At 61.4% G+C, this 13,108-nt stretch carries 11 protein-coding genes; 5 read left to right on the top strand and 6 right to left on the bottom strand.

Annotated features, from left to right (window positions below):
* The 3 genes from CDE01S_RS09170 to CDE01S_RS09180 form a co-directional block, all read right to left on the bottom strand.
* The coding region (locus tag CDE01S_RS09170) for a HAMP domain-containing protein (protein ID WP_157077088.1) at window positions 1–844 on the bottom strand (844 nt) is incomplete at its 3' end.
* 23 nt (window positions 845–867) lie between these two features.
* On the bottom strand, window positions 868–1,380 hold the full coding sequence (locus CDE01S_RS09175; protein WP_084382824.1) for a chemotaxis protein CheW: 513 nt from the start codon (window positions 1,378–1,380) through the stop codon (window positions 868–870).
* Between the two features lie 272 nt (window positions 1,381–1,652).
* A complete protein-coding gene (locus CDE01S_RS09180; protein WP_157077089.1) occupies window positions 1,653–2,435 on the bottom strand; it encodes an IclR family transcriptional regulator domain-containing protein in 783 nt (260 codons plus the stop codon).
* A gap of 170 nt (window positions 2,436–2,605) precedes the next feature.
* Between CDE01S_RS09180 and pobA the strand changes: the two genes are divergently transcribed.
* From pobA to CDE01S_RS09200, 4 genes are all read left to right on the top strand, one after another.
* Window positions 2,606–3,790 (top strand): 4-hydroxybenzoate 3-monooxygenase, encoded by a 1,185-nt coding sequence (pobA, locus tag CDE01S_RS09185; protein ID WP_066706274.1) that lies wholly within the window; start codon window positions 2,606–2,608, stop codon window positions 3,788–3,790.
* Between the two features lie 142 nt (window positions 3,791–3,932).
* Window positions 3,933–5,048 carry a sensor histidine kinase gene (locus tag CDE01S_RS09190; protein ID WP_066706277.1) on the top strand — a complete coding sequence of 372 codons (1,116 nt, stop codon included), beginning with the start codon at window positions 3,933–3,935 and terminating at the stop codon, window positions 5,046–5,048.
* Complete coding sequence (locus CDE01S_RS09195) at window positions 5,045–5,419, top strand: response regulator transcription factor (protein WP_066706280.1); 375 nt, start codon at window positions 5,045–5,047, stop codon at window positions 5,417–5,419. Before CDE01S_RS09190 ends, CDE01S_RS09195 begins: the two co-directional genes overlap by 4 nt.
* A 48-nt stretch (window positions 5,420–5,467) precedes the next feature.
* Window positions 5,468–8,071, top strand: a complete 2,604-nt coding sequence (locus CDE01S_RS09200) for a PAS domain S-box protein (protein WP_066706282.1) — start codon at window positions 5,468–5,470, stop codon at window positions 8,069–8,071.
* 41 nt (window positions 8,072–8,112) lie between these two features.
* On the opposite strand, the gene CDE01S_RS09205 is transcribed toward CDE01S_RS09200, so the two are convergent.
* Together CDE01S_RS09205 and CDE01S_RS09210 are read right to left on the bottom strand one after the other, a co-directional pair.
* Window positions 8,113–8,739, bottom strand: a complete 627-nt coding sequence (locus CDE01S_RS09205; protein WP_066706285.1) for a response regulator — start codon at window positions 8,737–8,739, stop codon at window positions 8,113–8,115.
* 157 nt (window positions 8,740–8,896) lie between these two features.
* Entirely contained in the window at window positions 8,897–9,682 is a 786-nt protein-coding gene (locus CDE01S_RS09210) for an HD-GYP domain-containing protein (protein WP_157077090.1), read from the bottom strand.
* Window positions 9,683–9,788: 106 nt separating this feature from the next.
* Between CDE01S_RS09210 and CDE01S_RS09215 the strand changes: the two genes are divergently transcribed.
* Window positions 9,789–10,658, top strand: a complete 870-nt coding sequence (locus CDE01S_RS09215; protein WP_066706288.1) for a CoA transferase — start codon at window positions 9,789–9,791, stop codon at window positions 10,656–10,658.
* 60 nt (window positions 10,659–10,718) lie between these two features.
* Here the strand turns inward: CDE01S_RS09215 and CDE01S_RS09220 are convergent, their stop codons facing one another.
* Window positions 10,719–13,061, bottom strand: a complete 2,343-nt coding sequence (locus tag CDE01S_RS09220; protein ID WP_066706291.1) for a YgiQ family radical SAM protein — start codon at window positions 13,059–13,061, stop codon at window positions 10,719–10,721.
* Window positions 13,062–13,108: the final 47 nt, after the last annotated feature.

The raw sequence follows: 13,108 nt of genomic DNA on the forward strand, positions 1-13,108 counted from the left end.
TGTTGCCTTGGGCGATCTCGCTGGAGGCGGTGGCCACCGACTCGCTGCCCTGGCGGACGCGGGTCACGACTTGGGCCAGGTTGGACTGCATGGTTGCCAGGGCCTGCACCAGTTGTCCGATTTCGTCCTTGCTGGACGCCGTCAGAGGCTGGCTCAGGTCGCCATCACCGATGCGCTGGGCCGCCGCACGGGCAGCTTCCACGCCACGCGAAATGCTGCGCGAGAGATTCCAGCTCACCAGCGCCGCGAACACCATCACGGCCAGCAGCATCAGCCCGGCAAGCAGGTAGAGCTGGTGAAACAGCTGCTCGATCTCTTTGTTCGTGGCAGCCGAGTCAGCGACCAGTCCATCAAGCAACTGCTGGCCAGCGCGGATGTATTCATCGGTCACTGGCACGAACTTGCTCTTCACCAGTTCGCGGGCGCCGGCTTCGTCACCCGCCGCCTTCAAGGCATTGACCTGGTCGCGCGTCGCCAACCAGGTCTTGCGGACTTCGCCCACGTTGTCGGCGCGCTTGCGGGTCGCCTCGTCCTGAACCTTCTCCAGAAAGCTCTTTTGGATGGCGGTCGTGCCACGCGAAGTGGCTGCCATGGCCTCCTTGAAGAAGTCCAGCATGGCACCGCCATCCGAGTAGCCGACGGCCAATGACCGTGCCGAGTTCTGGCGCACATCGCCCTGCCACTGCCCAGCCAAAGACAACAGCTCCGACTGCAATGCCATGCGGCCGGATGCAGCCGAAACCTTTTCAATACGCCAGGCCGTCAGGGCGGCCAGCAGCAAAAACACCACCATGATGACGGCAAAACCGAGATTGAGGCGTGTCGAAATCTTCAAATTGTTCATTGTTGTTGTCTCCAGGAGCCCGGTTATTGAACGGCTTGCGAAATCAGGCCCATCTCGGCGCTGCTCATCAGTTTCTCGATGTCCAGCAGGATCAGCATGCGGTTCTCCAGTGAGCCAATGGCCAACAGGTGATCGCTGGCAACCGCCGCCGACAACTCCGGCACCGGGCGCAGCTGTTCAGGCGCCAGCGTGATCACGTCCGACACGCCATCGACCACCATACCGATGACCTGGTTGCCGATGTTGAGCACGATCACCACCGTGAAGCTGTCGTACTTGACTTCGTCCAGATTGAACTTGATGCGCATGTCGATGATCGGCACGATCACACCACGCAAATTGACCACCCCCAGGATGTAGGCCGGCGCATTGGCCATGCGTGTGGGTTGCTCGAAAGAGCGGATTTCCTGCACGCGCAGGATGTCGATCCCGTACTCCTCGGTGCCCAGCTTGAAAGCCAGAAACTCACGAACCGAGGTCATCGCTGCCGAGCCTTGTGCACGGTTGTTGGCTACTGCCGCTGTCTGCTGCTCCATAAAAACCTTTCAAATCCGGGAAAAGTCGGGCCTCCCCTTGCAACGGGGTGAGAACGATAAGAAGTAGTTGGTGTTATCGGCCAGGTTGGATTCAAGCTGAATACACAACCTGGTGTCTGCGCGACCGACCGGATTGCAGCCGAGGCCAGACACCCTCCTGAAGGGGGCAATTTTATTGAGAAGAGGCCATCCCGAGCCGCTTTCCGGGTCGTTGACCGAAGATCGACGACGTTTTTCAGCTTTGACAAAAAGTTATCTAAAGTTTTTCAAATCTAAATGATTAGACGCAATTCACGCGCAGCCTCCAACATCAAGGGCAGCAAGTCGCGCCGCATGGTGTCTGGGGCCAGCCGCGCCGTGGAAGACACGACATTGAGTGCCGCCACCGTCTGCCCTTGCAGATTGCGCAAGGGCACCGCCAGCGCATGCACCCCCAGCTCGTGCTCCTCACTGCTCAGGCAATAGTCGTCACGCCGCACCTGCTCAATCACGCGCCGCAGCTGCGGCCCGGCGGTGACGGTGTGCACCGTCAGGCGCGCCAACTGGCGCTGTTTCAACCAGTCATTGAAGACCAGTTTGGGCATGGCCGCCAGCAGGACACGGCCGGTGGAGGTCGCATGAACCGGCAAGCGCGCGCCCAGATGCAGCCCGTACGCCAGCACCGGCGCCAGCCCTTCCCCCCCGGCCTGCCGGATGTTGCCGCTGCGCGCCACGATGACCACCTCATCGCCATTGAGCACCACGGCCGAAAAGGACTCGTGCGTCTGCGCCGCCAGCCGTTCCAGCGTGGGCTGCAACACCCGCGGCAGTCGGGCCGAAGCCAGGTAGCTGCCGGAGAAACGCAGCACCTTGCTGGAAAGCCAGAAGTAACGCCCGTCGCTCTCAAGGTAGCCCAGGTGCGCCAGTGTCAGCAGGTGGCGCCTGGCCGCCGCACGCGTGATACCGGCCTTTTGTGCCGCCAGGGTGGCGTTGAGGCGTTGGCGCTCGGTATCGAAACTTTCCAGCACGGCCAGGCCTTTGACCATGCCCTCGATGAGATCGGCTTTCGCAATCACGGTTGACGTTCTTTCCGCGGTGTTCTGTCGGTGGTGTATCGGTCTGCTCGCCCCACCATTTGCGCGATTGTCGCGCAATCCAGGCGATGATCGCACAATTGACCTGAAGCAAGAAAGATTTTTGGCGCCCTGTCACCTAAGCTTCACCAACCGCTGTTTAGGAGATTCCCATGCGCACCCAAGTCGCCATCATTGGCGCAGGCCCGTCCGGCCTGCTGCTCGGTCAGTTGCTTCACAAAGCCGGCATCGACGCAGTCATCCTCGAGCGCCAGACCGGCGACTATGTCCTGGGGCGTATCCGCGCCGGCGTGCTGGAACAGGTAACCATCGACCTGCTGGACGAGGCCGGTGTCGGCCAGCGCATGCACCAGGAAGGCCTGGTTCACGGTGGCTTTGACATGCTGTTCAAGGGTGAGCGTCACCGTATCGACATGAACAAGCTCACCGGCGGCAAGAACGTCATGGTCTATGGCCAGACCGAGGTGACGCGCGACCTGATGCAAGCACGGACCGCCGCCGGCCTGACCACGATCTATGAGGCCGCCAACGTGGCGGTGCACGACTTCGACAGCGCCAAACCGCGCGTGACCTACGAAAAAGACGGCCAGCAGCATGAAATCACCTGTGATTTCATTGCCGGCTGCGACGGCTTCCATGGCGTCTGCCGAGCCAGCGCACCGCGCAACGCCATCAAGGAGTTCGAGAAGGTCTATCCCTTCGGCTGGCTTGGCGTGCTGTCGGACACGCCGCCAGTCCACGAAGAACTCATCTATGTGAACAGCCCGCGCGGTTTTGCCCTGTGTTCACAACGCAGCGAAACCCGCAGCCGCTATTACCTGCAGGTCACCCTCACGGACAAGGTGGAGCAATGGTCTGACCAGGCATTCTGGGATGAGTTGAAACTGCGCCTCGACCCGGAAGCCCGCGCCAAGCTGGTCACCGGCCCCTCGATCGAAAAGAGCATTGCCCCTCTGCGCAGCTTCGTGACCGAACCGCTGCGCTTTGGCCGCATGTTCCTGGCCGGTGATGCCGGCCACATTGTGCCGCCCACTGGCGCAAAAGGTCTGAATTTGGCGGCAACTGATGTTAAATACCTCTCCAATGCGATCATCGAGTTCTATCAGGACAAGAGCGAGGCTGGCATCGACAGCTATTCCGAGCGTTGCCTCAAACGTATCTGGCGCGCCGAGCGCTTCTCCTGGTGGTTCACCAGCCTGATGCACAACTTCCCCGAGAACGGCGCCATCGGCCAGAAGTTGCAAGAAGCCGAGCTGGACTACATCATTCATTCTGAAGCCGGCGCCCGCTCGGTCGCTGAAAACTACGTTGGGCTGCCACTGGACTTTGGCCAATAAGCCCCACCCCCCCACTGAAACCCTGGCCTAGGCCAGGGTTTTTTTATGCCTATGCCCCACCTTGGGGCATGGATTTTGGTTGAAATTTTGATTCTTATGAAATATTTGATATATTTGATACGAAGAAATCTGAATAGTAACTATGGCGGCCCAATTTCACCAAGCATCGGTTTATGCCTTGTTCGACGCCATGCCGATCCCCCTGTTGACCTTTGCCGTCAGTGGCGCAGTGACCTACGCCAACAGCGCGGCCAAACACCACCCAGGACGGCCCGTGGAGTCGATGAGCGGTCAGGCCGTCATCAAATCCTTGCTGGCCGATGCCACGCTGGGGAAACTCAAGCTGCCGTACAGCACGGAGGTGGAACTGGCCGACGGGCATCGCCTCAACGGCCAGTTCATGCCCGGCCCGGCGGGTCTGGACATCGCTTTTCTGGCCAGACACGAGGCGGGCGCTTCGCTGGAGACAAGCGCCGATGACCGGCAGATGCGGCTCAAGAGCATCATCGAATTGCTACGTGATGAGGTCAGCCCGCCCCTGACCTACCTTCAGCGTCAATTGCAGGCATTGTCGACCAACCCGGACAGCACGGCACTGGAAAAGGCCGCCCTGGCACTCGACCGCCGACTGCAGCGGCTGGCCGATGTGATCACGGTCTTTGGCGACGAGATCATGCACACCCACGATCGCATCGAGCTGCTGACCGTTTTTGAGGCCGTCCGTCGTGAGCTGACCGAACGCGCAGGAAAAATGGGCGTCAGCATTGACCTGCAGACACCGGAACAGACCCTGCCGCCGATCTACGGCAACGAAAAACTGATCCGACGTGCCCTCCATGAGTGCCTTGACAACGCATTGGTCCACTCGCGCAAGGAAGTCACCGGCGGCCAAGCCCTCAGTGTGGAGATCCGCTTCACACTGTCAGGCGAGCATGTGCTCGTCGCGGTTCGCAATCGGGGTGCGACGACGATGAAAGTGGCGGGCAACGACACCTTGCACCCCTTCGCAGCGGCCCCAAAGGGGAACACGGGCGAACCCGTCACCCGACTGGGCTTGCCCTTGGTACAGCGCATTGTGGGCTTGCACGGCGGCCAGATGCGCTTGAGCACCACTGAACAGGACACGGTTCAGGTCCTCATGGAGTTCCCCACCGGCGCACCACAGCGCGGTCAAGCCGAACTCAGCCTGGCCCAGGCCCAACGTTACGCCCAGGATCTGGCGCAACTCATGTCACGACGCAAAAAGGAGAAAACATGAAACGCAGTGTATTGATCGTCGATGATCAGCCTGACATCCGCAAACTCATCCTCATGACCATGGAGTCGGAGGACTTCACGTTGCACGAGACCGACAACGGCGTTGATGCCTTGCGACTGGCTCAGAACCTGCGCCCGGCTGTCGTCCTGCTCGACGTCATGATGCCCGGCGGATTGGACGGCTACCAGGTCTGCGAGAAGATCAAGTCGGACGATGCCCTGAAAAGCACCACCAAGGTGATTCTCCTGACAGCGCGCGGCCAGCGCACCGATGTGGAGCGAGGCCAGTCCGTCGGCTGCGATGCCTACCTGGTCAAGCCCTTCAGCCCGATCGAACTGCTTGACACGGTGGATCGCCTGGTCGCCCACTGAGCGACGGGTGTTACGACGGACCACGGACAACGCCCCCTGCGCACCGACATGAGCACCTCATGCCGTCAGGGTACCTGGTATACCCCACCCTACAGTCTTCGCACCGTCATCTTGCTGGCGGTATCGGTGGCAGCGCTGTTGTGGGCCGGGCTCTACAGCGTCATCAGCTACAACCGCCTGGCCAGCAAAACCCTGGCGTCCGCCGGGCGTTGGACCCAATCAGTTGCCAAACTGGCTGGCAACAGCAGTGCGAATGCACTGACACGAGGGGACCATGCTGCGGCGCTCTCCGCCATCCAGCAACTGCTGGTGCTGCAAGGCATAGAGGACATCGCCCTCTTCCACGGCGATGGACGGATCTGGATCCATGTCCGCAAGACTGAGGCACAACTCATTTCTGAAATCGGTGGCACCGAACAGATCAGCCCGCCAGCGGCCGGTGCGAAAACCATTGCGGCACATGTGACGGCGCACACCTACGAGTCATGGGATGTCATTGAGGGGAGTGCCGAGCCCCCCTTGGCGTGGGTACGGGTCCAGTTCAATCTGGATCGCCGTCGGGAAGCGCTTGACGGGCTGTGGCACGAATACCTGGCTGGTGCAGCCCTGGTCGTTGTCCTGGTACTGGTCAGCCTGCATATCATCCTCGGCTGGGCCTTGAGACCAATACGTGCACTCTCACAGTTTGCTCAAACCATGAGCAGCCACCTGGGACAACAGGTCGACACGGCATCAACCTGCCTGGAAGCCACGCAATTGGCAACGGCACTGAACCAGGTCAGCCGCGGCATGGTTCAGCAAATCGGACGTGTTCAGGCCATCGTGAACACCGCTGCTGACGCCATCATTGGTCTGGATGCCAATGGCCGGGTAATCTCAAGCAATCCGGCGGCCACCAGCATCTTCGGCCGCCCGCAGGAAGACCTGGCTGGTCGACCGCTTGAGCAGTGTGTGCCTGGTCTCAGCATCGAACAGGTGCGCGAGATGTTTGGCGATGCCCCCGACCTTCTCGGGCGGCCGCGGCGTATCGTCCGGCATGACTTCTTTGGCACACGTGCCGACGGCACCCTGTTTCCGGTGGAAATCTCACTGGGTGAAGTCCTGCAGAACGATCAGCTGCGTTACGCCGGCATCGTGCGTGATGTCACCGACGAGCGCGCCGCCCAGGAAACCTCCGACCTCTATGAGCGCGCACTGGCTGGCAGCCACAACGCCGTGTTCATCACCAATGCCAGGCAGGAAAGCCAACCCATCGTCTATATCAACGAAGCATTCCAGAAAATCACGGAGCTGCCGCCTCACAAAATACTCGGTCGCAATCTGAATCTCTTCCAGGGCGACAACCCGCATGATCCAGGCCTGCTGGAGCTCGACCGCGCCCTGCGAGAGCAACGCAACGCCAATGTCATGCTGCGACAGCGGCGCGAGAACGGTGACGCCCTGATTGCAGAAGTTTCGCTCTCCCCCGTATTGTCGGCACAGGGGGTGTTGACCCATTTTGTGGGCATCGCTTCAGATGTGACAGCCCGCGTGCAGGCAGAGCAGGCCATGGCTGATCGCAGTGCGCAGCTCGATGCCATCTTCAGCCTCAGCCCGGACGGTTTCGTCCTCTTCGATACCGACGAGCGCATGGTCTTTGCCAATCCGGCCTTTGAGCGCATGACGGGCATTCCGTGGATGAGCAACAGCCATCAAGGCATGCACTTGGACGAATTCGAGCAGACGCTGAACAAGCTGTGTGCCGTTGGCCACGGTTTGCCGCCGCGGCACAGCACCGGCAATGAGATGGAGCCCCGGCAGGCCAGGCTGCAACTGTTGCGCCCGCAGACCCGGGTGCTGCAGACCCAGTCACGCCGCAACATGGCCGGACGCAGGGAGACCATTCTTTATTTCCGCGATGTCACGCATGAAGACGAGGTTGATCGCATGAAGAGCGAATTCCTGGCGTCCGCCGCGCACGAGCTGCGCACACCGATGGTCAGCATCTTCGGTTTCACAGAGTTGCTGCTCAAGCGTCGTTTCGCGGCAGAGCGCCAGGCCGACATGCTGCAGACCATCCACCGCCAGTCGGGACTGCTCGTCAACATGATCAACGAACTGCTTGATCTCGCGCGCATCGAGTCCCGCCGTGGCCTGGACCTGCAAATCCGTGCATATCCATTGCGGGAGTTGGTCGACAACAGCATCAAGGGCCTGATGCGTCAGGAGTCGGACCGACAGGTCGGCGTGGACCACGTCCCTGATGTCCTCGTGCTGGTCGATCCGGAGAAGATACAGCTCGCGCTCAACAACCTGCTGGGCAACGCCTTCAAATACTCACCGCAAGGCGGCCAGGTCTCGCTTGCGGGGGAGATCAGGACGCGGGATCAGAAGCCCTATGCCGTACTGGAAGTGCAGGACCAGGGCATCGGCATGAAACCGGAGCAGCTGGAGCGTGCTTTCGAGCGCTTCTTCCGTGCCGACACCACCGGCAACATCCCCGGCACCGGTCTGGGCCTGAGTTTGGTCAAGGAAATTGCGGATCTGCACGGCGGCCATATCGAGCTCGCCAGCGAATTCGGGGTGGGGACGACCGCACGGTTGTGGCTGCCTCTGCCGCAGGAAACGCCCGCGGCCGGTGAAGCTGGTGCGGCCGATATCTACTCGATCTGAGGTTTACGACGACCGCCATGGCCGCCGCGAAAAGCTGAAGATCAGGCCTGCGCGGCCGGCTTCGGCTGCAAACTGCGGGCGATGGCTTCGATTTCCTGGAACGGCACCGGTTTCTGGAACACCAGCGTGCCTTCTGGCAGACCACCACGGTCAGCAATGTCGCCCTTGCTCAAGGCGGTGACAACGATCAGGACCAGATCCTCATAACCGGAATCAGGTCGCTTGAGCGAGCGCACCATCTGAAGGCCATCCATGCCCGGCATGTTGAGATCGGTCACGACCATATCGGGACGTACCTGACCGATACGAACCAGGCCTTCAAAGCCGTTGACGGCGGTGGAGAGTTCCACTGGGAAATCCCAGCCATCAACCACCATGGTGAACAGGTTCAGCAGATCCGCATCATCCTCCACCACCAGCAACTTCAGCGGCCGGGCCTGGGAAGCGGAGGCCTCGTTCTTGACGGCCGGCTGGGAGATCACATGGGAACGCTCGGCAATGAGTTTGTCCACTGCGCTGCGTGCGATGCGTCGGTGTCCTCCTGCGGTGCGCCAAGCCGGCAGCACCCCGGACTCAACCCACAGCTGCACCGTCCTGACAGCCACGCCCAAGGCTTCGCCAGCCTCGCGGGTCGTCATCAGGTCATCATTGGCCGGTGTTTTTCGCATATTTGGTGTTTTTAGTCTTCAAGTGACTGGCGCGATTGTATCCAATCGCCTACTGTAGCTACCCTGAAAACATGTAAAGGGCAAGCCAGAACCTCGATGGCCGTCGCAACAGAGCAACAGCCTGCCTGGTTGCCGGCACTCGGCGCACGGCCAGAGATCAGTCGCAGGCCTTGGCGCTATTGTTGATCTGCTCACGCATTTGCACGAACTGGTCAAGATGCGCAGCGAAGACGTCAAACATCTCGGGGTCAAACTTTCTGCCGCGCTGCATCTTCATCATGTCAAGTGCCCGCTCGTCGCTGAAAGCCTTGCGATACACGCGGTGCATGGTCAATGCGTCAAAAAAATCGATGATGGAAACCACTCGCCCACACCAGGGAATCTGCGTTCCGGCAATGCCGAAGGGATAACCCGAACCGTCCCAGTTCTCATGGTGTGTCAGCGCCACCTGGGCCGCCATGGCAAACAACGGGATGTCGGATTCGCCGATGATCTCGGCTCCGATCACGGCGTGGTTGTTCATGATGGCGCGTTCGGCCAAGGTGTATTCACCCGGCTTTTTGAGCACGGAGTCCGGGATGGCGATCTTGCCGATATCGTGCATGGGCGCCACCAGCGAGAGCATCTTCGCTTCTTCGTCCGAACGCCCGATCAGCCTCGCGAGCAAGCCTGAAAAACCGCCCACCCGGTCCATGTGAACGCCGGTATCGTCGTCGCGGTATTCAGCGGCACGTGCCAGCACGGTCAGCGAGTGCAAGTGTGCTTTTTCGATCTGCTTCAGTGCCGTTTCCTTTTCGTGCATGACGCATTTCAAATCGTCGGCATACCGCGCCAGCTGCGCCATCGCCGCCGTAGGATCGGCAAAGGCCAGAGCCTGAGGCTTGGTAAATCGTGGGAGAAGACCACTGAGGGTTGTCATAGGAAAACTCCCGTTGAAGCGCATGCCAAGGCTATAGTGATCGGAAGCAAGGTTTGCATGAAGTTGTTGGGCTACAAATCAAAAATCATTAACGATATTTTAATCATATTTATCAAATAAACTTGAAGAAATGAAAAAATTACAGCCTCTCAAGGGACTCCGCGTGGTGAGCCTGTGCCTGAACCTGCCAGGCCCGGCGGCCTTGCTGCGCTGTCGCCAAATGGGTGCCACATGCGTCAAATTGGAACCGCCAGCCGGTGACCCCATGCGCCACTACCAACGCAGCGCCTATGACGATCTGCACCAGGGTATTCGCATCCTGAGCGCGGACCTCAAGACAGCGGCAGGCCAGAAAACACTGCACCAGGCGCTGGCCAAGAGCGATGTGTTGCTCACCTCATTTCGCCCCTCCGCCCTCAGCAAACTGGGGCTGGACTGGAAAAAACTGCACAAGCTCTACCCTGCCCTCAGCCAGGTCGCCATCGTCGGGGCCGGTGGCGTGCGTGCGGAAGAACCCGGCCATGACCTCACCTACCTGGCGGAACACGACCTGGTCACCGGTCTGGACTTGCCGGCCACGCTGTACTCGGACATGGGTGGCTCCCTGCTGGCCAGCGAGGCGGTACTGCAGGCCGTCATGCACCAGCAGCGCCACGGCAAAGGCATTTTTCTGGAAGTCGCCCTGTCGGACGCCGCTGCCTGGCTGGCCGCCCCGCGGCGTTGGGGGTTGACGCAAACCAAGGGTGCCGTGGGCGGCGCCCATGCGGGCTACCGCGTCTACCCCTGCAAGGACGGCCGGGTGGCGGTGGCCGCACTCGAACCGCATTTCGCAGCCGCGTTGTGCCAGGCCGCTGGCGTGGCCGGCAGCGACATGCGCAGCATGCTGGCGCCTGCCACGCAAAAAGCGATTGCCGCCTTTCTGCTCACACAAACCCGTCGGCAGCTCGACCGGCTGGCACAGGCGCAGGACATTCCGCTGCACACGCTATCAAAACAATAGCTTCTTGCGCAGAAGAAACAAGGCCTAGAGGCCCATTTCACTCAGATCAAAGGAAACCGCTCACCGCGGCTTGCGCGCCGGCTTGCCCGGGCGTGCCGCGCTGCCGGTCTCACGCGGTGGCAAACCGGTGTGCTGCGTCAGGAGACGGCCCCTGCTTGGAACTGCTGCCTGACCGGCGCCGGACGGCTTGGCTGCCACCGGCGTGCTGTTCTTGCGGCGCGCGCTCTGGTAGCTGCCGTCGGTCAGTGGCTGGAAAGTCGGGATCAGGTGCTGCTTGCCATTGCCGATCAGATCGGCCCGGCCCATGGCTTTGAGCGCCTCGCGCAGCAGCGGCCAGTTGTTCGGATCGTGGTAGCGCAGGAAGGCCTTGTGCAGACGGCGGCGCTTTTCGCCACGCACGATGTCCACGCGTTCGCCCCGTGCATCCCGGTGCACGCCCTTGAGCGTGTTCAGCCCGGTGTGGTACATGGCCGTGGCGGTGGCCATCGGGCTCGGGTAGAAGGTCTGCACCTGGTCGGCGCGGAAGCCATTCTTCTTCAGCCACAGGGCGAGGTTCATCATGTCTTCGTCGCGGGTACCAGGGTGGGCCGCAATGAAGTACGGGATCAGGAACTGCTTCTTGCCCGCCTCGGCACTGAACTTCTCGAACATCTGCTTGAAGCGGTCGTAGCTGCCGATGCCCGGCTTCATCATCTTGGACAACGGGCCCTGCTCCGTGTGTTCGGGGGCGATCTTCAGGTAGCCGCCCACATGGTGCTGCACCAGTTCCTTCACATACTCGGGCGACTTCACCGCCAGGTCGTAGCGCAGGCCGGAGCCGATCAGGATCTTCTTGATGCCCTTGAGTTCACGGGCGCGCCGGTACATGTGGACCAGCGGGCTGTGGTCGGTGTGCAGGTTCTGGCAGATGCCGGGGTAGACGCAGCTCGGCTTGCGGCAGGCGGCCTCGATCTCGGGCGAACGGCAGCCCAGGCGGTACATGTTGGCAGTCGGGCCGCCCAGGTCGGAGATGACACCGGTAAAGCCCTTCACCTTGTCGCGGATCTCCTCCAGCTCGTGAATGACCGAGTCTTCCGAACGGCTCTGGATGATGCGGCCTTCGTGCTCGGTGATTGAGCAGAAGGTGCAGCCGCCGAAGCAGCCGCGCATGATGTTGACCGAGAAGCGGATCATCTCCCAGGCCGGGATCTTGGTGGCACCGTCATGGCTGCCGTTCTCGTCGGCGTACGCCGGGTGCGGGCTGCGCGCATACGGCAAGTCGAACACATAGTCCATCTCGGCCGTGGTCAGCGGAATCGGCGGCGGATTGAGCCAGACGTCGCGTGCCGTGCTGCCCTCGCCATGCGCCTGCACCAGCGCACGCGCATTGCCAGGGTTGGTCTCCAGATGCAACACGCGGTTGGCGTGGGCATAGAGCACCGGGTCGGACTTGACCTGCTCATAACTCGGCAGACGGATCACCGTGCGCTCGCGCGGTGGTCGCCGGGTTTTGCCCTGCAAGGCCGGGTTGGCGACAAAGGTCAGCGGCTGGATGGCCGGATTGGCCACCGGCTCTTCGCCCGCCTCCTTGGCGCACGTGCCGCCCTTGGCAGCGGCCTGCTCGGCCGTGGTTTGGTAGGGATTGATGTGGTCTTCGACGTGGCCCGGGGTGTCCACCTCGGTCGAGTCGATCTCGAACCATTCGGTGTCGGCCCCATGGGGCGACTCGCGGCGCACGAAGGCGGTACCGCGCACGTCGGTGATTTCCTGCACCGGCACCTTGGCGGCCAGCCGGTGCGCCACTTCAACCAGGGCACGCTCGGCATTGCCGTAGAGCAGCAGGTCGCATTTGCTGTCCACCACGATGGAGCGGCGCACCTTGTCGCTCCAATAGTCGTAGTGCGCGATACGGCGCAGCGAGCCTTCAATGCCGCCCAGCACGATCGGCACATCGTTGTAGGCCTCGCGGCAACGCTGGCTGTAGACGATGGCGGCACGGTCAGGCCGCTTGCCACCGACGTCTCCCGGGGTGTAGGCGTCGTCGCTGCGGATCTTGCGGTCCGCCGTGTAGCGGTTGATCATCGAATCCATGTTGCCGGCGGTCACACCCCAGAACAGGTTCGGCTTGCCCAGGGCTTTGAAAGGCTCGGCACTCTGCCAGTCAGGCTGGGCGATGATGCCGACGCGAAAACCCTGCGCCTCCAACACGCGGCCGATCACGGCCATGCCAAAGCTGGGGTGATCCACATAGGCGTCGCCCGTGACCAGGACGATGTCGCAGCTGTCCCAGCCGAGCTGCTCCATCTCGGCGCGGCTCATCGGCAGAAACGGGGCCGTGCCAAAACGCGCCGCCCAGTACTTGCGGTAGCTGGTCAGCGGCTTGGCGGCGCGCGGAAAAAAGGAGACGTCGACAGGGGCGTTCATGGGACCTCGGGTAACCGGCTAGTGTAAGGTTTTACGCTTGTCGGCAT

Source organism: Curvibacter delicatus NBRC 14919 (assembly GCF_001592265.1).
GTDB lineage: Bacteria > Pseudomonadota > Gammaproteobacteria > Burkholderiales > Burkholderiaceae_C > Hylemonella > Hylemonella delicata.